Source organism: Cruoricaptor ignavus (assembly GCF_900141665.1).
Taxonomy (GTDB): Bacteria; Bacteroidota; Bacteroidia; order Flavobacteriales; family Weeksellaceae; genus Cruoricaptor; species Cruoricaptor ignavus.
Genome location: NZ_FQYI01000006.1, coordinates 106045 through 129390, shown reverse-complemented (window position 1 = coordinate 129390; position 23346 = coordinate 106045). Strand labels below are relative to the sequence as shown.

The 23346-nt window shown below is 46.9% G+C and carries 22 protein-coding genes, 1 other RNA gene and 1 pseudogene; 19 read left to right on the top strand and 5 right to left on the bottom strand.

Features of this window, described 5'->3' with window-relative positions:
• Positions 1-194: 194 nt before the first annotated feature.
• Both panD and BUB43_RS07490 read left to right on the top strand, forming a co-directional pair.
• Positions 195-545 carry an aspartate 1-decarboxylase gene (gene panD / locus BUB43_RS07495; RefSeq protein WP_073179786.1) on the top strand — a complete coding sequence of 117 codons (351 nt, stop codon included), beginning with the start codon at positions 195-197 and terminating at the stop codon, positions 543-545.
• On the top strand, positions 545-1570 hold the full coding sequence (locus BUB43_RS07490; RefSeq protein WP_073179784.1) for a lysylphosphatidylglycerol synthase transmembrane domain-containing protein: 1026 nt from the start codon (positions 545-547) through the stop codon (positions 1568-1570). Before panD ends, BUB43_RS07490 begins: the two co-directional genes overlap by 1 nt.
• Positions 1571-1676: 106 nt before the next feature.
• Here BUB43_RS07490 and BUB43_RS07485 read toward each other — a convergent pair whose 3' ends face one another.
• Positions 1677-3701 carry a M3 family metallopeptidase gene (locus BUB43_RS07485; protein ID WP_073179782.1) on the bottom strand — a complete coding sequence of 675 codons (2025 nt, stop codon included), beginning with the start codon at positions 3699-3701 and terminating at the stop codon, positions 1677-1679.
• A gap of 114 nt (positions 3702-3815) precedes the next feature.
• On the opposite strand from BUB43_RS07485, the gene BUB43_RS07480 reads away from it, so the two are divergent.
• The 5 genes and pseudogenes from BUB43_RS07480 (at position 3816) to rnpB (ending at position 7855) form a co-directional block, all read left to right on the top strand.
• Positions 3816-5411, top strand: coding sequence for a Na+/H+ antiporter (locus BUB43_RS07480; RefSeq protein ID WP_073179780.1), 1596 nt, complete (start codon positions 3816-3818; stop codon positions 5409-5411).
• 3 nt (positions 5412-5414) lie between these two features.
• Entirely contained in the window at positions 5415-5864 is a 450-nt protein-coding gene (locus tag BUB43_RS07475; protein WP_073179778.1) for a hypothetical protein, read from the top strand.
• Between the two features lie 176 nt (positions 5865-6040).
• Positions 6041-6604: pseudogene (locus BUB43_RS07470) on the top strand (30S ribosomal protein S16); the annotation flags it as partial.
• Between the two features lie 328 nt (positions 6605-6932).
• Positions 6933-7451, top strand: coding sequence for a ribosome maturation factor RimM (gene rimM / locus BUB43_RS07465; protein ID WP_073179774.1), 519 nt, complete (start codon positions 6933-6935; stop codon positions 7449-7451).
• 89 nt (positions 7452-7540) lie between these two features.
• An RNA gene (gene rnpB / locus BUB43_RS07460) (RNase P RNA component class A) lies at positions 7541-7855 on the top strand.
• 1 nt (position 7856) lies between these two features.
• Here rnpB and BUB43_RS07455 read toward each other — a convergent pair.
• Positions 7857-8729, bottom strand: coding sequence for a PPK2 family polyphosphate kinase (locus tag BUB43_RS07455; RefSeq protein WP_073179773.1), 873 nt, complete (start codon positions 8727-8729; stop codon positions 7857-7859).
• Between the two features lie 61 nt (positions 8730-8790).
• Positions 8791-9270, bottom strand: coding sequence for a DUF1573 domain-containing protein (locus BUB43_RS07450; RefSeq protein WP_073179771.1), 480 nt, complete (start codon positions 9268-9270; stop codon positions 8791-8793).
• Between the two features lie 126 nt (positions 9271-9396).
• Here BUB43_RS07450 and BUB43_RS07445 point away from each other — a divergent pair, with 126 nt between their 5' ends.
• The 12 genes from BUB43_RS07445 (at position 9397) to BUB43_RS07390 (ending at position 21283) form a co-directional block, all read left to right on the top strand.
• Positions 9397-12015 (top strand): valine--tRNA ligase, encoded by a 2619-nt coding sequence (locus BUB43_RS07445; protein WP_073179769.1) that lies wholly within the window; start codon positions 9397-9399, stop codon positions 12013-12015.
• Positions 12016-12041: 26 nt separating this feature from the next.
• On the top strand, positions 12042-12950 hold the full coding sequence (locus BUB43_RS07440) for a PfkB family carbohydrate kinase (RefSeq protein WP_073179767.1): 909 nt from the start codon (positions 12042-12044) through the stop codon (positions 12948-12950).
• Positions 12938-13795, top strand: coding sequence for an alpha/beta hydrolase family protein (locus BUB43_RS07435; RefSeq protein WP_073179765.1), 858 nt, complete (start codon positions 12938-12940; stop codon positions 13793-13795). Before BUB43_RS07440 ends, BUB43_RS07435 begins: the two co-directional genes overlap by 13 nt.
• A gap of 12 nt (positions 13796-13807) precedes the next feature.
• Complete coding sequence (locus tag BUB43_RS07430; protein ID WP_073179763.1) at positions 13808-14395, top strand: hypothetical protein; 588 nt, start codon at positions 13808-13810, stop codon at positions 14393-14395.
• Between the two features lie 184 nt (positions 14396-14579).
• Positions 14580-15554 (top strand): ribonucleotide-diphosphate reductase subunit beta, encoded by a 975-nt coding sequence (locus BUB43_RS07425; protein WP_073179762.1) that lies wholly within the window; start codon positions 14580-14582, stop codon positions 15552-15554.
• A 36-nt stretch (positions 15555-15590) separates the two neighbouring features.
• A complete protein-coding gene (locus tag BUB43_RS07420) occupies positions 15591-15794 on the top strand; it encodes a hypothetical protein (RefSeq protein WP_073179760.1) in 204 nt (67 codons plus the stop codon).
• Entirely contained in the window at positions 15791-16213 is a 423-nt protein-coding gene (locus BUB43_RS07415) for a PIN domain-containing protein (RefSeq protein WP_159430235.1), read from the top strand. Before BUB43_RS07420 ends, BUB43_RS07415 begins: the two co-directional genes overlap by 4 nt.
• Before the next feature lie 2 nt (positions 16214-16215).
• On the top strand, positions 16216-17874 hold the full coding sequence (locus tag BUB43_RS07410; protein WP_073179757.1) for a ribonucleoside-diphosphate reductase subunit alpha: 1659 nt from the start codon (positions 16216-16218) through the stop codon (positions 17872-17874).
• An 83-nt stretch (positions 17875-17957) separates the two neighbouring features.
• The gene (locus tag BUB43_RS07405) at positions 17958-18842 is read left to right on the top strand and encodes a DUF72 domain-containing protein (protein WP_073179755.1); all 885 of its coding nucleotides are present in this window, start codon (positions 17958-17960) and stop codon (positions 18840-18842) included.
• Positions 18843-19116: 274 nt separating this feature from the next.
• Positions 19117-20385: a serine hydroxymethyltransferase gene (gene glyA, locus BUB43_RS07400; protein WP_073179753.1), complete on the top strand. Its 1269-nt coding sequence runs from the start codon at positions 19117-19119 to the stop codon at positions 20383-20385.
• A 42-nt stretch (positions 20386-20427) separates the two neighbouring features.
• On the top strand, positions 20428-20793 hold the full coding sequence (locus BUB43_RS07395) for a four helix bundle protein (protein ID WP_073179752.1): 366 nt from the start codon (positions 20428-20430) through the stop codon (positions 20791-20793).
• 76 nt (positions 20794-20869) lie between these two features.
• Positions 20870-21283 carry a regulatory protein RecX gene (locus tag BUB43_RS07390; protein WP_073179869.1) on the top strand — a complete coding sequence of 138 codons (414 nt, stop codon included), beginning with the start codon at positions 20870-20872 and terminating at the stop codon, positions 21281-21283.
• A 68-nt stretch (positions 21284-21351) separates the two neighbouring features.
• On the opposite strand, the gene BUB43_RS07385 is transcribed toward BUB43_RS07390, so the two are convergent.
• Positions 21352-21606: a hypothetical protein gene (locus BUB43_RS07385; protein ID WP_143154068.1), complete on the bottom strand. Its 255-nt coding sequence runs from the start codon at positions 21604-21606 to the stop codon at positions 21352-21354.
• 4 nt (positions 21607-21610) lie between these two features.
• Positions 21611-23221, bottom strand: coding sequence for a hypothetical protein (locus BUB43_RS07380; RefSeq protein WP_143154067.1), 1611 nt, complete (start codon positions 23219-23221; stop codon positions 21611-21613).
• Between the last annotated feature and the right edge of the window lie 125 nt (positions 23222-23346).

The following is a 23346-nucleotide window of genomic DNA, read 5'->3' as shown; positions in this document are numbered from 1 at the left end:
ATTCTGAAAAGGCCGGCACCCCGCCGGTCTTTTTTTTTGGCGGCAATTCCCGCTATCCGCTACTACTCCTCGCTTCGGCGCTCCGCTTCGCTCCGCGCCCTCGCTGCGGGGTATCCGCTACTATCGGGGCCGCAAGGGATTCCCCAAAATTCTCGCCTCAGAAAAATCAAAACCAAAAAGCTTAATTTTGCCCCATGCTAATAGAAGTCTTTAAATCCAAAATACACCGGGTGCGTGTTACCGAATCCGACCTGAACTATATCGGCAGCATCACAATAGACGAGGACCTGATAGACGCCGCCGGCCTCATCCCGGGCGAAAAAGTACAAATCGTAAATGTGAACAACGGCGAGCGATTCGATACCTATGTCATCCGAGGGCGAAGGAAGTCGGGAGAAATCTGCCTAAACGGCCCCGCGGCACGCAGGGTACAGCGCGGGGATGTCATCATCATCATCGCCTATGCGCTGCTCACGCCGGAAGAAGCCAAAGACTTTCAGCCCAAAATCATCTTCCCGAACGAAGAAACCAACCTGCTCTTCTGATGCCCGCCTCTGGAAAAACCAACCTGCTGAAAACGGTCCTTACCATTGTGCTCTCCATCGCCGTGGCGGCATTCTTTATGTGGCTTGCCTTCCGCGATCTGGATTTTCGGGAGATTGCGGAATATTTTCGCCGCGCAGATTACCGCTGGGTGGGCATATCCGCTGTATTTGGTTTGCTTGCCTATTGGTTCCGCGCGGTGCGCTGGAATCTCCTTTTCGAGCCGCTTGGCTACCGCATCACCACAAAAGCCTCCCTATGGTCGCTGTCTTTCGGCTATCTTATGAACCTTACCATTCCGCGCAGCGGGGAGCTCGCCAGGGCTACGGCACTCTACGGCGTGGAGCAGGTACCTGCAGACAAGTCTTTCGGAACCGTCATCCTCGAGCGCATCGTCGATCTCTGCTGCCTGCTCTTATTTTTGCTGCTCACCATTATTTTTAAATACGACGCCATCCTGTCCTTTGGCAGATACATTAGCGAAAAGCGCGCATCCGGCGAAGGTGGCGGCTGGTTTCGCTGGGTCATCGGCGGTATAGTTTTATTGTTTATTTTAATTTTCGCTTTCCGGCAGAAATTAGCACAATATTCATTTTTCAACAAAATTTTCAATATCGCGCGGGGGCTGGGGCAGGGCATTACCTCCATATTCCGCCTGAAACAGCCCGGGAAATTCCTAATTTATACAATCTTAATCTGGCTCTGTTATTACCTTGCTTCATATTTGATAATTTTTGCTTTGCCGGAGACCTCCACCCTTTCTCCGGCGGACGGGCTGTACATCATTGTAGTAGGCACGCTCGGGATGATTATTCCCGCATCGGGGGGCATCGGGGCATTTCACTATGCACTGAAGATCGGCATCGGGGCGCTTTTCCTCTCTATGGGCCTTGCGCTGGAAGACGGGGAGAAGGCCGGCCTTGCATATGCCTTCATTTCGCACACAATGCAGCTTGTCCTCATCGTGGTGCTGGGCTTTATATCGATCCCCGTGCTGGCTTCGATGCGCAAAAGCCAGGTTTCATAAAATTATTTCATTGTGATAGTCGGTATCGGGCATCTTATTGTCACCGCTGGTCGCTGTCCGCCATCATAAAGTAAAAAACGCAAGCCTCCTATGCCTGCGTTTTTCATCATCCGAAAGCCCGTTTCAGCAGGCTGTCAATTTTAGGTTCGTCCCCCCGAAATTCCTTATAAAGCTCCATCGGATCTTTTGTGCCGCCTTGCGAGAGAAGGTGCTTAAACTTGTTTGCGATATTTTCATTAAAAATACCGTTTTCTTTAAAATAATAAAATGCATCGGCATCCAACACCTCAGCCCACTTATAGGAATAATAGCCTGCTGCATAGCCGCCCTGGAAAATATGAGAGAAGGTAGGGCTCATAGCCGTATCGGGATTTTCAGGATAAAGGCTTAGATCCCTAAGTATCTCATTCTCAAATGCTTTGATGTCTTCCACTTGCTCTGCCCTGGTATGGTATGCCAAATCTAACAATGCGAAACCTACCTGCCGCATAGTTTGGTATCCTTCCATAAAATTCTTGGAAGCTGAGAGTTTTTCAATTTTTTCATCGGGAAGGGTTTCGCCAGTTTGATAATGTTTAGCAAAAGTCTTCACGAATTCCGGTTCGTAGCAGTAGTTTTCTAGGAATTGACTTGGCAATTCCACAAAATCCCATTCTACGGATGTGCCGGAAAGGCCGGGATACTGCGTGTTTGCCAATATGCCGTGCAGGGCATGACCAAACTCGTGGAAAAGCGTGGTGACCTCCTGAAATGTCAGCAGGCTAGGGCGCTCGGCGGTTGGCTTCGTAAAATTGCAGACAATGGAAATATGCGGCCGGGAATTTTCTCCATCCTTCTGCCACTGGTCTTTATAGTTCGTCATCCAGGCGCCGGCCTGCTTACCTTCCCGCGGAAAATAATCTGTATAAAGGATAGCCACCAACTCGGTATCGTCCCTTTCATCATAGACTTCAAATACCTGAATATCAGGGTGATACTTTTGATATCCGCTGCTTTGTTTAAACTTAAGGCCGAAAAGTGTCCCCGCAAGTCCGAAGACTGCCTCCTGCACACTTTCCAGCTCAAAATACGGGCGCAGCTCCTCGTCGTCTATATCAAATTTTTCTTTGCGAAGTTTCTCCGCAAAGTAAGCATGATCGTAGCTTTGCATTTCGCTGATGCCTTCGGCGGCTGCCATTTTCTTTAGTTCGGCGATTTCCTTTTCTGCAAATGGCCTTGCTTTTTCGAGTAATTCATTAAGAAATTCATAAACTTTTGCCGTGCTTTTTGCCATTCTTTCTTCGAGAATGAAATCAGCGTAATTATCATATCCTAAAAGCTGAGCTTCATTATTTCTCAATGTGATAATTTCGCGGATCAGTTTCTGATTATCCCTTTCCGAATTATCAAAGGCGCGTCTTCCGCTCGCCAGGGCTATTTCTTTGCGGAGCTGGCGGTTTTTGGCATATGTCATCAGCGGGAGGTAGCTTGGCGATTTCAGCGTGATTACAAAGCCATCCAGCCCGCGCCGCTGCGCCTCCTCGGCATATTGCTGCATTATGCTCTCGGGGATGCCTTCCAGCTCACTTTTTTCCGTGATATGCCGAAAATAGGCGTTGGTAGCCGCCAGCACATTCTGCCCAAACTGGAGGGTTTTGGTGGAGAGTTCCTTGTCGATGTCCTCAAGTTTTTTCTTGCCCTCTTCGTCCAGGAGGGCTCCGCTGCGAACGAAGCCCAGGTAGGTGTCTTCCAGCAGCATCTCCTGCTCGCCCGAAAGTTTTAAGCTCGCCCTATTGTCATAAACGGATTTAATTCTGCTGAAAAGCTCTTCATTTTGGGAAATTTTGGAGGAAAACTCTGAAAGCATCGGGGATACTTCCTGGGCTATTTCCTCAATTTCGTCGCTGGTCTCTGCGGAGCTCAGGTTGAAGAACAGGCTGGATACCCTGTCCAGCTGCTGCCCGGAGTAGGCCAGTGCCTCTATGGTGTTGGCAAATGTGGGCGGCTCCGGGTTGCCCGCGATTTGCTGAATCTCCCCCTCAGATATTTTAATTAAATGCCGGAATGCAGGCAGGAAATCAGAGGTTTTTACCTCCTCGAAGGGCGCGGTTTCATATTTTGTTTTAAATGGCGCTGTCAGAATATTTTCCATCAAAAATTTTTTGTGCAGATGGTGGCAAAATTTGTTCCGTGAAAAATTTAGCGGACAAATTTGCAGGCCGTAATTTTTTTTGCCAAATAAATCTCAAATCTTGAAATTTGCCGCATGCAAACTGAAAGCCTTACAGAATACCTCCCGCTGATTCTCGTGCTGCTTGTGCTCATCATCGTGCTGGTGCTTTTGGCACAGCGCATCCGTGTGGCATATCCCATCTTACTTGTGCTTGCAGGCCTTGGGCTCAGCTTTATCCCGAATCTTCCCAGGCTGCATATAGATCCGGATATCATATTTTTTATGGTGCTGCCGCCGCTACTTTTTGAGGCGGCCTGGGCCATCTCCCAGAAAGAATTGTGGAGGTGGAGGAAGATTATCCTCTCCTTCGCCTTTTTGGTGGTGTTCTTTACCGCTACCGTGGTAGCCTTTGTGGCGGAGCGCTTCATCCCGGGTTTCTCCCTGGCGCTCGGTTTCCTGCTGGGCGGCATCGTCTCGCCACCGGATGCGGTAAGTATGGGTGCTATTTTGAAATTTGTAAAGGTGCCCAAGGCTACATCCTCCATCCTGGAAGGGGAGAGCCTGATGAACGATGCCTCGTCATTAATCATCATCAAATTTGCGCTGATAGCTATCGGCACCGGGCACCTGGTATGGGGCGAGGTAGCCGCCAGCTTTAGCTGTATGGTGATAGGCGGGCCATTGGTGGGGATAATCCTGGCGTATCTGTTTCTTATTGTTCACAAATTTCTTCCGAATGACAAGAGTGCCGATATTTTGCTCCTGTTCATACAGCCATATTTAATGTATCTGCTTGCTGAAGAGGTGGGCAGCTCCGGAGTACTGGCAGTGGTGTCGGGAGGCTTGCTGCTCTCGCGCAAGCAGTATCGCAGCCTTACGGCATCTACCAGGGTGGGCCTGGGAAATGTCTGGGAAAGTTTCTCGTTCCTTCTTAATGGGGTGGTTTTCATGGTGATAGGTCTGGATCTCCCGGAAATAATTGAAGGACTGAAGGAGGACGGCGTCTCCATAAGCAAGGCCATAGGCTTCGGCGTGTTAATTACTGTAATCCTGATATTGGTGAGGATTGTAAGTTACTATATTTCAATGCTTTCCGCGTTATTTATGCGGAGGAAGAAAATTACCAAAGGTATGCTGAACGGCTGGCAGTTCTTCCCAATCGTAATGGGCTGGACGGGGATGCGCGGCGTGATCTCCCTTGCAGCGGCGCTCGCCATCCCGAACTTTATCGGCGGTAATGAGTTTCCCCACCGAAGCCTTATAATTTTCATTTCATTCACAGTAATTGTATTAACCCTCGTGGTTCAGGGGCTTACCCTTCCGTATATGATTAAAGCCTTCAGATGGCCCGAGCCGGAGATTTCCGATGAGGATCTTTCCATAGAGATCGAGCGGGAGAAACTTAAATTCTCCATCGCTCGCGTGAGGGAAAAGTATGGCAGCGAGATAGAGAACAACCCAACACTCAGCCGAGTTCTTTCAGATTGGGAAAAAAGGATTGCCCTGCCCGACGAGAGATTTATGGACCAGGAAAAAATCAACTTTTTCCTCCGCCTCTACGATGCCCAGCGGCAATTCCTCCTAAGGGTAAATGCAGAAAACCCGAATATGAACGAAGATATAATCCGCGAAAAATTATATGTCATTGATCTTGAAGAGGAAAGGATTCGGCACTTTAAAGTCGATTGATATATGCTGAATGCCGATTATGACAAATCCGAAATCCGGAACTATATCCTGGAAATGCTTTCCGGCAAGGTGAAGACGCTGGATTTCTACCGCAATTTTACGCTGGAAGCAAGCCGCGATATTAAGAAAACGCCGAAGTACGACAGCTTCCGCGAAGAAATGCAGCAAGAGATTTATCACCTTGATAAACAGCGGTTTGCCTTGGCAACGATGCAAAAGGAAATGACGAAAGTTCTGAACTTCCCGGCGAAAACTGCAGGAACAGGTGCGCTCGTCATCACGAACAAGGCGCGGTTCTACATTTCCGTAGCGCTCGGTGAGTTTTTCTTCAAAGGCGACAGATTCTACGCGATTTCGCCGGAAAGCCCGATGGCAAAGATTATGGAAGGGAAAACCGCCGGCGATGAATTTACGCTGAATGGGATTCATCAGAGGATAGAGAAGGTGCTTTAGTTCTTATTTTAAGGTCAAGTCATGAAGTTTAAGGTTGCTTAAACGAGCTTGAAAATTTGTTAAAAATTCACAGCTGGAAAAAACTTTGATCTTCAAATTTTAAACTTTGAACTAAAAGTGTTATCTTTGCACGCTTAAAATTACTAATCGGGACGAGTTCCCAAAATTTAACATTTATGGTAAAAATCAGATTGCAAAGGCACGGGAAAAAAGGCAAGCCCTTCTATCACATCGTAGTGGCAGATTCCCGCGCGAAAAGAGACGGCCGCTTCATCGAGAAGCTGGGCACTTACAACCCAATCACAAATCCGGCAACCATCGAACTCAATGTGGATTCTGCCGTGCAGTGGCTGAACAACGGTGCGCAGCCTACCGATACAGCAAGGGCGATTCTCTCCTACAAAGGTGCGCTTTACAAAAAACACCTTTTGGGCGGTGTAGCTAAAGGTGCTTTCGATGAGGCTGAGGCAGAGAAGAGATTCAACGCTTGGCTTGAGGAAAAGGAAGGAAAAATCAAAGGTAAAACCGAAGGCCTGGCAAAGGCGAAGGCTGATGCCAAAGCTGCAGCGCTGGAAGCCGAGCAGAAAGTAAACAGCGACAGAAAGGCTGCTCAGGATGCGGTTCGTGCAGAAGCTGAGGCAGCGAAAAAAGCGGAAGAAGAAGCGGCGAGAGCTGAAGAGGAGGCCGCTAAGAAAGCTGAAGAGGCTGCTGAGGCAGAATCTTCAGAAGAAAAAACTGAGGAAACTGCTGCTGAAGAAGCGCCACAAGCTGAAGATAAAGCAGAAGAGCCAAAGGCAGAGGAAGAGCCTGCTAAGGAAGAAGCAGCGGAAGAACCGAAAGCTGAGGTTGAAACTGAGGAGAAATCTACAGTGGAGAAAATCGCGGAGGGCATAGGAAGTGCAGCTGCAGCGGTAACTAAAGCGGTAGAGAATGTGGTGGACGCTGTAACCGGCGGAAACGACGAGGAGAAGGCAGAAGGAGAGGAGAAAAAAGAGGAAGCCTAAATTCTGTATAAAAAAATTAATTTTGCAGAGGCGCAGTATTGCGTCTCTGTTTGTTTCTGAAGAAATGCACAAGGATTATTATTTTCTCGGGAAAATCACGAGGACGCACGGTCTGGCGGGCAATGTGATTTTAAAACTTGATACAGATCAGCCGGATTTTTACGAAAAACTGGAATCTTTTTTCGTGGAAATCAACGGGCTTTTGGTTCCGTTTTTTGTGGAAAGGCAGCAATGGACGAAGGATAATTCGAAAATCATCACCTTTAAAAATGCTTCGCTGCAAATGGCGGAACAAACCGTGGGAAAGGATGTGTACCTGCCACTTTCCACTTTACCGGAACTCACTGGGAATCAGTTCTATTACCACGAAGTTCTGGGATTTCAGGTTTTGGATGATGAGGGAAAGGAAATCGGCAGCATTCAACAAATCAACGATCAGACTTCGCAGCATCTGTTCATCGTGGATTCAGGCAAAAAGGAAATCATCATCCCAATCATCAAAGACTGGATTGCCGAGGTGAACCGCGAAAAGCGTTTCATCAAAATGAATCTTCCGGAAGGATTGGTGGAAGTGTTTGGGTAAGAGCCAAGACACAAGACTTGAGAACCAAGATTAAGGCAAATTGCTAACGGCTAAAAGCCATCAGCAATTTGCTATCTTTGCATTTTCCACGAGAATTTCGGCCTGCCGAACTTTTTCCAAAAAAGTTAGGAAAGTCCGGACACCAAAGAGCGGCATAGCGGGTAATGCCCGTCCACAGCGATGTGAGGACCAGTGCAACAGAAAGCAGGTACAGGTAAGGCTGTAGTGAAATCCGGTAAACTCTATGCGGTGCAATGCCAAGTATATCATCTGCTAAGGCCTGCTCGGCCAAAGATGAGGGGTAGGCAGCTAAAGCCGCGCAGCAATGCACGGCTCAGATAAATGGCAGGCACAGGTTTTATTTTTTTCCTGTACAGAATCCGGCTTACAGATTTTCTCGTGGTTTTATTTTTCGCTGAGCAGCCGCTGCTTCGCTTCCTGTAATTTTAGCGTAACATCCTGAGAAACAGCGGGATACTTCGGGTTCATACTTTCCAAAGCGTTGATGATAATTTGGATGGCTGCCACTCTTGCGAACCATTTGTCATCGGCTGGAAGCACGAACCACGGCGCAAAATCCCTGGAGGTTTCATTGATGGCTCTTTCGTAAGCCGCCATATAATCGTCCCAAAGTGCGCGCTCTTCCAAATCGCCAAACTCAAATTTCCAGTTTTTCTCCTGCTCATCTATCCTGCTCAGGAAGCGCTCCTTCTGCACTTCTTTGGAAACATTCAGGAAGATTTTCACGATTTTCGTTCCGTTCAGGGAAATGTGCCTCTCAAAATTCCGGATGCTTTCGTAGCGGTTTCCCCAAAATTTCTCGTCAAACTGCTCTACCGAATTCCAGGTTTTTTCGTTAAGATTAAACTGCGGATGAACCTTCGTCACCAAGACGCTTTCGTAATGAGAGCGGTTGAAAATCCCGATGTAGCCTTTTTTCGGCAAAGCCAGATAATGCCGCCAGAGAAAATCGTGGCTGTATTCCAAAGTGGATGGCCGCTTGAAACTCGTGACATTGCAACCCTGCGGATTTACGCCGCTGAACACATGCTCAATTAGCGAATCTTTTCCGGCGGCATCCATCGCCTGAAGCACGATGAGAAGTGCCTGGCTTCCGTCTGCATACAGTCTTTCCTGCAAGTCGTAAAGTTTTTCCTTCTCTTCGGCAAGCATTTTTTTGCCGGCAGATTTATCGAGATTTCCACGGTATTTCGTGGGCCAGTCTTTGATGGAAAATTTTTCTTTTACTAAAAAATCATCGGTGAAATCTAAATCCATTTCTGAAATTTTTAACAAAAAAACCGCTCGTGAAAGCGGTTTCAGTCAGTGAAGAACTCAATTATTTTCTTGTGCGTGAAACTTTTGTTGTGGTAGTTGTGCGCACAGCCTTGGCATCCGCCTTTGTTTCGGCAGCCTTTGTAGGCGCTGCAGTGGCAGCTTCCGGTGCATTAGGGTCAATTTTCCCGGTGATGTAAACCGTAGCCCTGCCGTTCTGCGGGTCGTTGGAAAATACCTCGATGATTTTGCGGAAACCGTTCGGATCCACGATGTTCGTATCGTAGCCCACCTTGATTTTCGCCGATTTACCCGGCTGAATCGCTTCTGTAGGCCAAACCGGTGTGGTGCATCCGCAGGAAGCCTTCACATTGGTAATGTTCAGCGGCTTATCACCAGTATTCGTCACGGTGAAATAGCGCTGGCCATCAGAGCCCGGTTTAATCGTTCCGTAATCGATAATCGTTTTATCGAAAGTAATGGTTTGTGCCGTTCCAAGCACGAAAGCGCCAAGCAACGCAGCGCCTGCAAACAATTTTTTCATAATATAAATTTTTTGCAAAAATGCTATAGTTTGATACAAATTCAACGCCAAAGTTAAAAACATTTTTACAAATCGCTTTCAATTGAAATTCCGTTCCATTATTTTTGCAAAAGTTATTTCAGATTTATGCAGATTTCAGACAAATACAACCCGCAGGATACAGAGCGGAAGTGGTACCAGTACTGGTCGGAAAACGGCTTCTTTCGTTCCGTGCCTGATGACAGGCCGCCTTACACGATCGTAATTCCGCCGCCGAATGTTACGGGAATTCTTCATATGGGCCATATGCTGAACAACACGATTCAGGATGTGCTGGTGAGAAGAGCGCGAATGACGGGCAACAATGCCTGCTGGGTTCCCGGTACGGACCACGCTTCCATCGCCACCGAAGCTAAAGTGGTGGCAAAGCTGAAGTCAGAAGGCATCAGCAAAAATGATATTTCGCGTGAAGAATTTATGAAGCACGCCTGGGAATGGAAGGAGAAGTACGGCGGTACAATCCTGGAGCAGCTGAAAAAATTAGGTTGCTCGTGCGACTGGAGTAGAACGCGCTTTACGATGGAGCCAGAAATGTCTGCACAGGTGATTAAATCCTTCGTGGAGCTATTTAATAAAGGTTTAATCTACCGAGGATACCGGATGATTAATTGGGATCCTGAAGCTAAAACCAATATTTCTGACGAAGAAGTGATCTTCAAAGAGCAAAATGGCAAATTGTATTATCTTAAATATAAAATAGAAAATTCTGAGGATTTCATAATTGTGGCCACTACAAGGCCAGAGACGATTTTCGGTGATGTGGCGGTTTGTGTAAATCCAAATGATGAGCGCTACCTTCATCTGCACGGAAAAAAGGTTACAGTGCCTATTGTAGGCAGGGAAATCCCAGTAATTGCGGATGAATATGTGGATGCAGAATTTGGAACCGGAGCGCTGAAAATCACGCCGGCACAAGATGTGGCGGATTATGAAATCGGCAGCCGGCACAATCTGCAAATCATTGATTGTCTGGATGATGATGCAAATTTGAATCATCACGGATTGCATTACGAAGGCAAAAACCGTTTCGAAGTTCGGAAGGCAATTGCCAAAGAATTGGAAGAAAAAGGCCTGCTGGAAAAGGCGGAAGATTATGTAAATAAAGTAGGCACATCTGAGCGGACGGGCGCTGTAATTGAGCCGAAAATTTCTCAGCAGTGGTTCCTGAAAATGGATGAAATTGCGAAGCCTGCGCTGGATGTGGTGATGAACGATGAGATAAAATTTCATCCCGAAAGATTCAAAAACACCTATAGGCACTGGATGGAGAACATCCGAGATTGGAATATTTCGCGGCAGCTTTGGTGGGGGCAGCAAATTCCGGCGTATTATTATGGTGATGGGGAAGATGATTTTGTGGTGGCGGAAAATGCGGACGAAGCCTTGGCATTAGCCAAAGAAAAATCCGGCAATGTGGAATTGAAACCTGAAAATCTGAAGCAGGATGAAGATGTGCTGGATACTTGGTTCTCATCGTGGCTTTGGCCGATTTCAGTTTTTAATGGCTTGATTGATGCTGAAAATCAGGATGTTAGATATTATTATCCGACTACTGATTTGGTGACAGGGCCAGATATTATTTTTTTCTGGGTGGCAAGAATGATAATGGCAGGGCTGGAATTCCGCAATGAAATTCCGTTCCGAAATGTGTATTTTACGGGAATTGTGCGGGACAAACAGCGGCGGAAAATGTCCAAATCTCTCGGGAATTCGCCGGATCCTATTGAGCTGATCGATAAGTACGGCGCAGATTCCGTTCGTGTCGGCATTTTGCTGAGTTCGTCGGCAGGAAATGATTTGCTTTTCGATGAAGATTTGATGCTTCAGGGTAGGAATTTCGCCACGAAAATCTGGAATGCATATAAATTAATTCAGGGCTGGGAAAAAGCGGATAAAGGGCCAAGAAATGCAGAGCTGCAGGCTATTCAATGGTTTGAAAATCAGATGAATAAGAGCATCGCAGGAATTCAGGAGCAGTTTGAAAAATTCCGGATTTCTGATGCGTTGCACATTGTTTACAAGCTGATTTGGGACGATTTCTGCAGCTGGTATCTGGAAGCCGTCAAGCCTGATTTTGGCGAACCGGTTTCCCAAAAGGTTTACGAAAAAACTATCGGGTTTTTCGGTGAGCTGCTGAAAATTCTGCATCCATTTATGCCGTTTTTAACGGAGGAACTTTGGCAAAATTTAGCAGAAAGAAAAGTGGATGAAGCCCTAATCATCGCTCAGCAAAAGCCGGCGGGAAATTTCAACGAAGAATTGATTTCCAAATTTGAAACTACGAAGGAAATTATTTCGGGTGTGAGAAATTACCGGCAAAGCAAAGGCATTTCGCCGAGAGAATCAGTGGAATTTTATACCGGCTCGTCAAATTTTGTCAATGAAGATTTGATAAAAAAACTGGCGAATGTTTCCGAAATTTATTTCTCCGAGAAAACGGAAAAACCAAGCTTTTCGTTTTTAGTTGGTGCGTCGGAAATTTCAATTCCGCTGAGCGAAAACTTGGATTTGCAAGCAGAAAAAGAAAAAACGGAAGAAGAGCTGATTTACCTGAAAGGCTTTTTGGCTTCGGTGGAAAAGAAGCTTTCCAACGAGAAATTCGTGGCGAATGCCAAGCCTGAAATCGTAGAGAACGAACGCAAAAAGCAGCGTGATGCCCAGGAAAAAATTGCGCATCTCGAGGCAAAACTGAAGTCTCTTGGCTGAGAATTTTTTTTGCTAAATTAGCAGTAATGAATTTAAGAAATCCACATCCTAAAATCATCGTGGTGGGCAGCTGCTCTATCGACCTTGTCTTAAATACTGAAGATTTTCCCGGCACGGGGGAGACGGTTCTTGCCACGCGATCCGAGAATTTTTTTGGCGGAAAGGGCGCCAACCAGGCAGTAGCCGCTGCGCGCCTTGGGGCTACCGCATATTTTGTGGGTGCTGTCGGTATGGATCCCAAGGGCCAGCAGGTGCTGCGGCATCTGGTAGAGGAGGGCGTGAATGTAGGCTTTGTGGCAGAAAAAGAAAGCGTGCCTACGGGCGCTGCTTATGTGGCGGCGGCAGGAGGCCAGAATACCATCATAGTGGTGCCTTCAGCCAATCACCAGGTAAGACCAGAGCAGATAGATTTTGCAGAAAAACATTTTGCAAGCTGCGATATGGTGCTTCTTCAGCTGGAGATCCCGATTGCGGTGGCAGAAAAGGCAGCAGCTTCTGCCCTTTATCACGGAAAGAAACTCGGAATATATGCCTCCCCGGGGATTGCTCTGCCTCAGCAAATGATAGATGCTGCCACCTTCATCGTAGTAAAACAAAAGGATGTCCCAAAAGTTTTCGGTATGGAGACGGAGGAAGCCCTGCGCCGCTATCCAAACAAAATATTCATCCGCGAAGATGCGCTCACCATAAAATATTCTGATGGTTTGGAGGTGCAAAGGGAGGACGGGGAAAGACCGGATCCGGTGCACGCTATGGGGGCAGGGGATGCCTTCACCGCCGGACTGGGTGTGGCGCTGTGCCATGGCAGCTCGGTGGCAGACGGCGTAAAATTCGGTCTCGCGGTAGCGTCGCGCGCAGCTGCAAAACGCGGGTCGCAGGCTGGTTTACCTTTTTTAAAAGAATTGAAAAACGCCGACGGAATATGGAAGAACTGAAAATAAGATCTGCAAATGGCTGTAGGCTCTCGGTACACCTCTTCGAGCCGGAGCGGGCTCGGGGTAGGCTGCTCCTCATCAATTCTGCTACGGGTGTGCGGCAGCAGGTTTATTTTAAGTTTGCCCGTTTTTTTGCAGAGAAAGGCTATACAGTTTTAACTTATGATTATGAGGGTATCGGGAATTCCAAGCCGGAAAATCTGAAAAACTGCACAGCCTCGATGAGGAGCTGGGGGACAGAAGATTTTGCCTCCCTGCTCAGCTTTATTAATGAAAAGTATCCTGACCACCGAAAATTCTGCCTCGGGCACTCGGTGGGTGCGCTGATAATGGGGATGGCAGACTCCCGGATGTTCGAAAAGTTCGTGTTTACCGCCACTCAGGACAGCTGGTACCGCAACCTTCCTAATAATGTAAAACCTATGGCATTGATATGTTTCGGACTGCTGGTGCCGCTTCTTACCGCGCTTTTGGGATATTTTCCGGCGCATCGTTTTGGTCTTGGCGAGAGCTTGCCTGCCGGTTCGGCGATGGATTGGCGCACGCTCATCCTTAAGCAAAAAAGTACTTTTGAATTATATTTAAAAATAGGGAAAAATTTTGCCAAATCCTTAACTCATGAAACACTGATGCTGAGTGCGGAAGACGATGCGTGGGTGACGAGGGCGGGGATGGAGAACCTCTTGAAGCATGTGTACCCAAACCTCCGGCCGGAATGGCACCAGCTAAAAAAATCCGAGTCGCCTATGAACGACATCGGGCATATAAACTTTTTCCGTAGCTACAACAAGCCGCTGTGGGAAGTGCCATTGCGGTGGCTGGAAAGTTCAGATAGCATTCGTTAACGGCGGGTATCAATGGGATATATTCTTTTTACAATTTTCGTTCTGCTTTCCCTTTCGCTGCTGCTTTCGTTTTTTAAGGAAGGGAGGCGGGCGAGGATTTTCAGGATTATCCGTTGGGCAGTAGTTTCTCTTACCATACTTTTTTTTGCCTGGAAGTTCGCCGAGGATTTTTTTAAACAGCCCAGTAATGAGGATGTTTCTGTACAGGTTATCAACAGCCTCCCTCAGCCGCTAGACTTTTACCTGATCAGCCGCGATACTGTAGGGGCGGGGCCAGTCATACACCTGGGAAAAATAAGACCCGACCATTACAGAATGGAGTATCTCCGCTTCGAAAGCGGTGGAGAACTATGGCTTGCAGGCTTTTTAGGGAATAAAAATATGGTGTATCTTTCCCGGCATCCGATGGTAAGCCGAAATCTCGACCCTATTATCGAGGTCCGCAGCTACGAGGACCTGGGTCAGGTGTTACACGCCCGTGCTGAAAAAGAGATTGGTTGGTACCGTACGCAGGCTACCCGGAGGGCGGTGCTTGCCGTTCTGTGCCTGTTGCTGCTATTTGTGAATGTTATTTCGCTATGGCGCAAAAGCAGTGTTTAATTTTAAGTTACTGTAAACCAGATAGTTGAGAACTTGGTTTAATTCAAAATTTCATTTTAGGGCTCTTAGAAGTCTTAATATTTTATAAGTCGCTAAGAATTAAGCACTTACAGTTCCTTGTGGATAACTCCTTTTTCTCAATCGGAGTATCTTGGTTACTTTTGTTCACATTCATCTGAAAACTATGGGAATTTTTGACAAAAGAATCAGCTACAAGCCGTTTGAATATCCGGAAGTTCTGAAGTTTGTGGAGGCGATAAATAAATCCTTCTGGGTGCATTCCGAAGTGGATTTCACTGCAGATGTGCAGGATTTTCACTCGCAGCTTCAGCCGCACGAAAAGAATGCCGTGAAGCACGCTTTGCTTGCCATCGCACAAATCGAGGTTTCCGTGAAAACCTTCTGGGGAAATCTGTACAACCACCTGCCAAAGCCAGAGCTGAACGGCCTTGGCGCAACTTTCGCAGAATGCGAATTCCGCCATTCCGAAGCGTATAGCCGCTTGCTGGAAGTGCTGGGCTACAACGAAGAATTCCTGAAAGTGGTGGAAATACCGGCCATTAAAAAACGCATAGACTTCCTGAGCAATGCGCTTCGCCACGCCAATTCCACAACGCCGAAGGAATATGTATCATCCCTGCTGCTGTTCTCCATCTTGATTGAAAATGTATCGCTGTTCTCGCAGTTTGCCATCATTCTGTCATTCACAAGGTTTCAGGGCTATATGAAAAATGTAAGCAACATTATTGCGTGGACTTCCGTGGATGAGCAAATCCACGCCAATGCAGGCATTTACCTTATCAACAAAATTCGGGAAGAGCAGCCGGAATTGCTTTCTGAATCGGACATTGAGGATATCTATACGCTGATAGACCATTCTATTGATGTGGAAGGGGAAATCCTGGACTGGATTTTTGAAATGGGAGAGATTGAGAATTTGACGAAGGAAAATCTTCTGAACTTTATGAAATTCCGGGTAGATGATTCCCTGAAGAAAATCGGGCTGCAGCCACGCTACGAAGTTTCGCCGGAAGAATACAGGCCAATGAAGTGGTTCGAGGAAGAAGTTTTCGCCAACTCGCTGGACGATTTCTTCGCGAAAAGACCTGTGGACTACACGAAGCACGACAAGAGCATCACTGCGTTTGATTTGTTTTGAGTAAATTGCAGAAAGTTCAACTAAAAAACTTTAAAAATGACAATCGAAAGGGCTAATGGTGAAATTCTGCTGAAAGTCTCTGATAATGTTGATGTTATGAGTTTGCAGAAGGTTGTAAATTTTTTGAAATATAGGGAAACACTGAAAAAAAGTAAAGCTTCTGAAACTGAAGTGAATGAGCTGGCTGACGAACTGAAACGGCACTGGTGGCAGGAAAACCGTGAAAGATTTCTGCAGTGAATCTAGTTGTAGATGCCAATATCATTTTCAGCGCGCTTCTGAATCCATCATCGGATATTGGCACGATGCTGCTGAGTTTTGATGCTGAGTATCGGCTTTTTGCACCAGAGTTCATCAGAACTGAACTCAGCAGATATTCGGAAAAAATCAGAAAGTATTCTAAACTGGATGATGACGAACTGCAATTAATCTGCCGTGAAGTTTTCAGCACGGTGAATTTAATTTCAGAAGACCTAATAAGCTTGGAGAGCTGGAAAAGGGCGCACCATTTATTAAAAGAAATTGATGAGGATGATACGCCGTTTTTAGCTCTGGCATTAGAACTAAATACAAAAATTTGGACAGGAGATAAGAGACTTCTAACAGAATTGCAAGACCATACGGTTTCAAGCAGGGAGCTTTTATCTGGAAAATTTTAACTATGGAAGAACAAAACACAGATATTTGGTGGCTCAATGATGAGTCTGAGCAGATGCTGAACCGTGGCTATCTGCTGAAGGGTGAAACCGTGAAAGGTGCGATAGAGCGCATCACAACTGCCGCGGCGAAAAGGCTCTACAAACCGGAGCTTCAGCCAGCCTTTGAAGAGATGATTACCAAGGGCTGGATCTCCTTTTCGTCGCCGGTTTGGGCAAATATGGGTACGCAGCGTGGCCTGCCGATTTCCTGCTTCAATGTGCATGTTCCGGACAGCATCGAAGGCATTACGCACAAGCTCGGCGAAGTGATTATGCAGACGAAAATCGGCGGCGGAACTTCCGGGTATTTCGGTGAACTTCGGCACCGCGGAACAGCGGTGACGGACAACGGAAAATCTTCCGGCGCCGTATCGTTCATGAAACTTTTCGATACTTCTATGGATGTAGTTTCGCAGGGCGGCGTTCGGCGCGGCGCTTTCGCAGCTTACCTGGATATCGATCACGGTGATATCGAAGAATTCCTGAGCATCAAAGACATCGGAAGCCCGATACAGAACCTGTTCATCGGCGTTTGCGTTCCGGATTACTGGATGCAGGATATGATTGATGGCGATATCGAAAAGCGCAAAATCTGGGCGAGAGTTCTGGAAAGCCGTCAGCAAAAAGGCTTGCCGTACATCTTCTTCACAGACAATGTGAACCGAAATAAACCGCAGGTTTACAAGGACTTAGGCCTTACGGTAAACGCTTCCAACCTTTGCTCAGAAATTATGCTGCCGTCCACTCCGGAAGAATCCTTCATTTGCTGCCTCTCATCGATGAACCTGGAGCTTTTCGATGAATGGAAGGATACCAACGCCGTGAAACTTGCGATATATTTCCTGGATGCCGTGCTTTCGGAATTCATCGAAAAAACGGAGGGCAACTATTATCTGCAGGGCGCCAGGAATTTCGCAATGCGCCACAGAGCGCTTGGGCTCGGCGTTTTGGGATATCACTCTTACCTTCAACGCAATATGATTCCGTTCGAAAGTTTCGAAGCCACGCAATTCAACGCTCGGGCTTTCCGTCACATTCGTGAACAGGCTGAGCAGGCTTCGGCAGAACTGGCCAACATCTACGGTGAGCCGGAACTTCTGAAGGGCTACGGAAAGCGCAATACCACGCTGCTTGCCGTGGCGCCAACTACTTCCAGCTCAGCGATTTTAGGGCAAACTTCGCCTGGAATTGAGCCTTTCGCCTCCAACTATTACAAGGCTGGCCTTGCGAAAGGAAACTTTATGCGGAAGAATAAGTACCTCGCCAAACTGCTTCAGGAAAAAGGTCTGGATAATGAAGATACCTGGCGGGAAGTGATGCTGAACCACGGTTCCGTGATGAAAGTCCAGGGATTGACTGATGAAGAAAAGGCGGTTTTTAAAACCTTCCAGGAAATTTCTCCGATGGAGATTATTTCTCAGGCAGCGCAGCGGCAGCAGTACATCGATCAGGCACAATCGCTAAACCTGATGATACCGAGCACGATGCCTGTGAAGGATGTAAATTACCTCTACATCGAAGCCTGGAAGAAAGGCGTAAAAACGCTGTATTACCAGAGAAGTTCATCCGTTTCCAAAGAACTGATGGTGAATTTCGTGACTTGCACCAGCTGTGAAGCGTAATATTTAGAATAAAGACACAAGAGCCAAGGCAAAAGTAAAAAGTAAGTTAGCGAAGGTTTAAATTAAGTTTTAGCTTAAACAAGATGAAATTCGGACAAGTAGAAAATCCTTCAGAGATAGATTTCAGTTTGCCAAAAGATGATAAGCGGACTGCGGAAATCCTGAAGCAGAATAAAGAGCCGCTGGAAACCATTTCCGTAGGCTGCGCAAAATGGAACAAGGCTGATTTGAAAGGCTTTTATCCGCGCGGCACGAAGGATGAGCTGGCATACTACTCCACGCAGTTCAATTCTGTGGAGCTGAATGCTACATTTTACAAAATGCCTTCGCCTGAGCAGGTAAAAGAGTGGAAGGATAAGACGCCGGGCGATTTTAAATTCTTCCCGAAGGTTAATCAGAGTGTGTCGCATTACCGCAGGCTGAAGGATGTGGAAGAGCCTGTAACGCGCTTTACCACGGCGGTTTTGAATTTCGGTGAAAAATTAGGGATGAGTTTTCTGCAGCTGCACGATAATTACAAGCCGAAAGATTTCGACCGGCTGGAAAGCTTCGTGAAAGATTGGCCGCAGGAAATTCCGCTGGCTGTGGAGCTTCGCAATCAGGAGTGGTTTGATGACAGGCAGGTTTTCGAGGAAACGATGTCGCTTTTCGAAGCGCACAACATTACCAACATCATCGTGGATACGGCTGGAAGACGCGATATGCTGCATATGCGTCTTACGACGCCCAATGCGTTCATACGCTATGTAGGCGCCAATGCGGAAAGCGATTATACGAGGCTGGATGATTGGCTGGAAAGGCTGACGGAATGGAAGGATGCCGGCCTGCAGAACCTGTATTTCTTCGTGCACCAGAATGTGGAAAAAGCATCACCGCTGCTTTCCGCCTACTTCATCGAGAAAATGAACAAGGCCTGGAACACTGACCTGAAAATTCCCAAAATGGCAGAGGTGAAGGAGAGGTTTTAGGGACAAGGTTTAGATTTAGGTTGAGGGATTCTCGTTTATGAATAATGGCTCTTTTGTCCTTCATTTTTTGTCTTGGTTCTTGGCTCTTGATTCTTGTGTCTAAGTCTGCGCCCCGGATAGAAGCGGCTACCCCGCAGTTTTTGCCGCGGAGCGAAGCGGAGCGGCAAAACGAGGAGTAATAGCGGATAGCCGGAAAAGGCGCCCAAAATATCTGCACAGAAATGCTGCGCTGAAGTTTCTTTTTGCTAATTTTGAGGGATAGAATTTTTTTGTGATGAATGACCAAATCTTTGAGCTGATTGAGAAGGAAAGACAACGGCAAACGCACGGGCTGGAACTGATAGCATCGGAAAATTTCGTGTCCGATAATGTGATGAAGGCGATGGGCAGCGTGCTGACGAATAAGTATGCCGAGGGCTACCCAGGAAGGCGCTACTACGGTGGCTGCGAAGTGGTGGACGAGGTGGAAAACCTGGCGATAGAGCGCGCCAAAAAACTCTTCGGCGTGGAGTACGCAAATGTTCAGCCGCATTCAGGCTCTCAGGCGAATGCCGCGGTGTACCTTGCCGTGCTGAAGCCCGGCGATAAGGTGATGGGTATGGATCTTTCGATGGGTGGGCATCTTACGCACGGCTCATCGGTGAATTTTTCAGGAATACAATACGAAATCTGCTCGTACGGGCTGAGCAGGGAAACCGGCCTGATTGACTATGAGCAGATGCACGAAACGGCGCTGCGCGAAAAACCGAAAATGATAATCGCCGGGTATTCCGCGTATTCAAGGGATTTGGATTACCAAAAATTCCGCGAGGTTGCGGATGAAATAGGCGCTACACTTTGGGCGGATATTGCGCACCCTGCAGGGTTGATTGCGAAAGGTCTTTTGAACTCACCGTTTGAACATTGCCACATCGTGACTACCACCACGCACAAAACTTTGCGCGGACCAAGAGGCGGAATGATAATGCTGGGCAAGGACTACGAAAACCCATACGGCCATAAAACGCCGAAGGGCGAAGTGAAAATGATGAGCGCAGTGATGGACAGTGCAGTATTCCCAGGAACGCAGGGCGGTCCGCTGGAGCATGTGATTGCTGCAAAAGCCGTGGCTTTCGGCGAAGCGATTGACGGAAAATTTGAAACATACGCCAGGCAAGTGATTGCCAACGCACAGGCTCTGGCGAAAGCAATGGTGGATTTAGGCTTCGACATTGTGAGCGGTGGAACAGATAACCACCTGATGCTCATTGACTTACGCAATAAAAATGTGAACGGCAAGGAAACGGAAAAAGCGCTGGTAAAGGCAGACATTACCTGCAATAAAAATATGGTGCCGTTCGATGATAAGTCGGCGTTTTTGACTTCCGGAATTCGTTTGGGAACGGCGGCAATTACAACGAGAGGCCTTAAGGAAAATGATATGCCGAAGATTGCCGAGCTGATTTCTGAGGTGGTGGACAATATTAAGGATGATGCCGCAATTTCCGGCGTGAAAAAGAAGGTGAATGAGATGATGGAAGAATGCGTGCTTTTTGAAGGCTAAGGCTGAGTTTGATATTCAGGTATTAAAATTTCAAATCAAAATATGTACACCGATTTTACGCAGATGCCAGTCTGGCAAAAGGCGATGGAAATCGGTGTGCGTGTTTTTTTCCTAAGCAATGAACTTCCAAAAAAGGAGGATTACGCACTCACCGCTCAAATCAGACGCAGTGGAGAAAGCATTTCAGCAAATATAGCAGAGGGATTCGGCAGAAGCAGCACCAAAGATAAGGCGCAATTTTACCGAATTGCACGAGGCTCAGCTTTTGAAACGAAAAGTCATTTAATTTATGGAAATTTAGTAGGGTATTTCAATAAAGAAGATATTGACGAAATTATTAGAAATATCCACGAACTTCTGCGGCAAATCAATAGCATCTTAAAATATCTGAAATCATCAGCAATTTAAGTGTTAATCTCAACCTCAACCTTAACCTTAACCTCAACCTTTGAAATCTTACCCCTTCAACGAAATCAAGCAGAAAATGGCGAACTACTGTGCGTATCAGGACAGGTGCCATAGCGAAGTGGAGCAGAAGATGCGGGAATTCGTGCTGATTCCGGAAGCGAAGGAGGAAATTCTGCTTTACTTGATTCGGGAAAATTATCTGAATGAGGAGAGGTTTACGCGAAGCTTTATCCGTGGAAAATTTTACCAGAAACAGTGGGGCAGAAACAAAATCCGGCAGCATCTGAAAATGAAGGGCATCACGGAAAAGCTGATGAACAGTTGCTTTGATGAAATTGATGAAGAAGATTATTTAGAAACGGCAAAGAAAGAGTGGGAGAAATATCACGGCAAGCTGAAGGGCCTGCAGGATTATCAGAAGAACATTAAAACTACGCGGTATTTGATGGGCCGTGGTTTTGAGTGGGAGGTTTTACAGGAAATCTTCTAATTCTACTGCATAAAAAAACTCCTGCAATCCGCAGGAGTTTTTTCAATTACTCAATAGTAAATTTATAATTATGCTTTTGCGCTCTGTTTTCTACCCATATAAGCTGCAAGGGCAACACCCGCAATTATTAGAACCGGCAGGTAATCATTAATCGGGGAAGGCGGTACATTTGGCTCCGGATCATCATCTCCAAAGAATACACCATCATGCCCAGGGTTAATACTGTTTGCCCTTTCTGTGTTATTTTCATAAATATTCGGCTCTCCGGCATAGGAGCTTCCCAAGCCTGCCACGAGCATCAGAGTTGCTAAAATCTTTTTCATATTCTTATAGTTTTATTTTTTTGTTAACCTTATTTCCGTCAGCAAGTTCTACATTTACCAGTACAAGTTTGCTGCCATTCACTCTTACTTCAGCTTTTTTAGCATTTACATTCTGAGAAGTCAATAGTCTGCCGCTAAGGTCATACACGCTGATCTTCGCAATTGTCTCCGCTGAAGTTACATTCACTTTCCCTGCGTTGCTGTAAATCTGGATGCCGGCTTTCGCTGCTTCCCCAGTTGCCAGTTTTGCATTATCATAGTATACGGTAAAGCGGCCAGGGTTAGATTTCTCTGCAGTAAAGCTATACTCTCCAGCTGAAAGTTCAGCGGTTGCGCCTGTTTCATTATCGCGGAGGTAGATTTTCTGGATATCAAAAGCACCTTCTTTCTTCACTAGGGACAGCTGATAAGTACCCGCCTGCTCCACATCTACTCCAAGAGTGATGGCATCAGCTGCATCGAAGGATCCTCTGCCGTCGATGATGAGTTTCTTACCCTCCACGCTGCTGTAGATATCGGCACCTCCGGAAGGGATCAGCTCAGCATCGTACCCTCCCTCGTAGTTTTTGCTGCCGCCTTTGTAGCCTACCAACAGGTTTTTCGTTAGCCCTGCATCATTCTTTATGTTCAGCCAGAAGCGGTCCGCAGTCTTGGCACCTCTGTTGAAAAATTCATAATCAATCAAGCGCATATCGTTGGTGAAATTCACCGACTTTACGCCCTCCTGGCGGGCTACAAGGAAGCCTTGTGCCGGCGGTACAAGCTCATTCCCGGTGATTTCGGTAGAGCCTGTAATGGTGTATGCGAAGTACAGCTGCTCCATCGGGGTTTGGCCTGCTGCCACATTGTTAGCCTCCACGCTGTTCCAGATGTAGGTCGCGTTGATCTTAGGATTTGCCGTCAGGAAGGCATCCAGGTCCAGAGTACTTGGGTATGGGTTTCCTACGAAGGCATAGGTACCTTCTACAAAGTATAGGCTGCCGTTGATATTCCCGTTGTTCGGATTGGATCCTTCGAATCTGCCAGTAAATACTGCCGTCTCTGGTGCCGTAGGGAAATCGTTCGGTACGCGGATCAGGTAGCCCCTTCCCACTCCGAACTTAGTCCTGTGGGCATCTACTGGCTCAAACCTACCGTTGTTATAGTGATAAAATCTCCCATCTACCGTTTTTGGCGAGAAGTCTTTAAGCGTAATATTGCTCACCACTGGGGTGGACCAAGCAGCATACTGTAGGCGGGATAGAGGCTTAGTATTCTGCTCATATACAAAGACACCTTCAGAGTAGTTGTCATCCGTACCTTCTTCGTTGGTGTTCCTCTGCACGAAGCTCGCGCCATCCTTTACCACTATGGTACCGAAGTTCTGCAGCGCGCCTTTCATCTCCATAGAGCGGTTGATGGTAAGGCTCACGCCCGGCTCTACGATGATGTCCTTCGCCCTGCTGAAGCCAGCCTCAAGGTCAGATTTTACCACGATGGTGTTCCTAAAGGAGCTGGCAGGCTCCCGCGGGGTCCATTGACCGTTTTCGTAAGTATAGGTAGTCTGTGCAAAGGCACCCGTGAAGGCAAGTACTGCAGCCGCCGCCGCAGCTTTTCTTGTCTGTTGTAGTTTCATCTTCATATTATATTATGTTTGAGTTCGCAAAAGTAAGGAAATTTAATAAATTATCAGCTATGACAAAAATTTTTATTAAATATTTAATGTGCTCTGCATATTATGCTTGCAGATCTTATAAGCAA

What these genes read in the sequence shown, in the direction of transcription:
- panD (WP_073179786.1), top strand. Translation starts at nt 195, where the DNA reads ATGCTAATAGAAGTCTTTAAATCCAAAATACACCGGGTGCGTGTTACC.
- BUB43_RS07490 (WP_073179784.1), top strand. Translation starts at nt 545, where the DNA reads ATGCCCGCCTCTGGAAAAACCAACCTGCTGAAAACGGTCCTTACCATT.
- BUB43_RS07485 (WP_073179782.1), bottom strand. Translation starts at nt 3,701, where the DNA reads ATGGAAAATATTCTGACAGCGCCATTTAAAACAAAATATGAAACCGCG.
- BUB43_RS07480 (WP_073179780.1), top strand. Translation starts at nt 3,816, where the DNA reads ATGCAAACTGAAAGCCTTACAGAATACCTCCCGCTGATTCTCGTGCTG.
- BUB43_RS07475 (WP_073179778.1), top strand. Translation starts at nt 5,415, where the DNA reads ATGCTGAATGCCGATTATGACAAATCCGAAATCCGGAACTATATCCTG.
- rimM (WP_073179774.1), top strand. Translation starts at nt 6,933, where the DNA reads ATGCACAAGGATTATTATTTTCTCGGGAAAATCACGAGGACGCACGGT.
- BUB43_RS07455 (WP_073179773.1), bottom strand. Translation starts at nt 8,729, where the DNA reads ATGGATTTAGATTTCACCGATGATTTTTTAGTAAAAGAAAAATTTTCC.
- BUB43_RS07450 (WP_073179771.1), bottom strand. Translation starts at nt 9,270, where the DNA reads ATGAAAAAATTGTTTGCAGGCGCTGCGTTGCTTGGCGCTTTCGTGCTT.
- BUB43_RS07445 (WP_073179769.1), top strand. Translation starts at nt 9,397, where the DNA reads ATGCAGATTTCAGACAAATACAACCCGCAGGATACAGAGCGGAAGTGG.
- BUB43_RS07440 (WP_073179767.1), top strand. Translation starts at nt 12,042, where the DNA reads ATGAATTTAAGAAATCCACATCCTAAAATCATCGTGGTGGGCAGCTGC.
- BUB43_RS07435 (WP_073179765.1), top strand. Translation starts at nt 12,938, where the DNA reads ATGGAAGAACTGAAAATAAGATCTGCAAATGGCTGTAGGCTCTCGGTA.
- BUB43_RS07430 (WP_073179763.1), top strand. Translation starts at nt 13,808, where the DNA reads ATGGGATATATTCTTTTTACAATTTTCGTTCTGCTTTCCCTTTCGCTG.
- BUB43_RS07425 (WP_073179762.1), top strand. Translation starts at nt 14,580, where the DNA reads ATGGGAATTTTTGACAAAAGAATCAGCTACAAGCCGTTTGAATATCCG.
- BUB43_RS07420 (WP_073179760.1), top strand. Translation starts at nt 15,591, where the DNA reads ATGACAATCGAAAGGGCTAATGGTGAAATTCTGCTGAAAGTCTCTGAT.
- BUB43_RS07410 (WP_073179757.1), top strand. Translation starts at nt 16,216, where the DNA reads ATGGAAGAACAAAACACAGATATTTGGTGGCTCAATGATGAGTCTGAG.
- BUB43_RS07405 (WP_073179755.1), top strand. Translation starts at nt 17,958, where the DNA reads ATGAAATTCGGACAAGTAGAAAATCCTTCAGAGATAGATTTCAGTTTG.
- glyA (WP_073179753.1), top strand. Translation starts at nt 19,117, where the DNA reads ATGAATGACCAAATCTTTGAGCTGATTGAGAAGGAAAGACAACGGCAA.
- BUB43_RS07395 (WP_073179752.1), top strand. Translation starts at nt 20,428, where the DNA reads ATGTACACCGATTTTACGCAGATGCCAGTCTGGCAAAAGGCGATGGAA.
- BUB43_RS07390 (WP_073179869.1), top strand. Translation starts at nt 20,870, where the DNA reads ATGGCGAACTACTGTGCGTATCAGGACAGGTGCCATAGCGAAGTGGAG.
- BUB43_RS07385 (WP_143154068.1), bottom strand. Translation starts at nt 21,606, where the DNA reads ATGAAAAAGATTTTAGCAACTCTGATGCTCGTGGCAGGCTTGGGAAGC.
- BUB43_RS07380 (WP_143154067.1), bottom strand. Translation starts at nt 23,221, where the DNA reads ATGAAACTACAACAGACAAGAAAAGCTGCGGCGGCGGCTGCAGTACTT.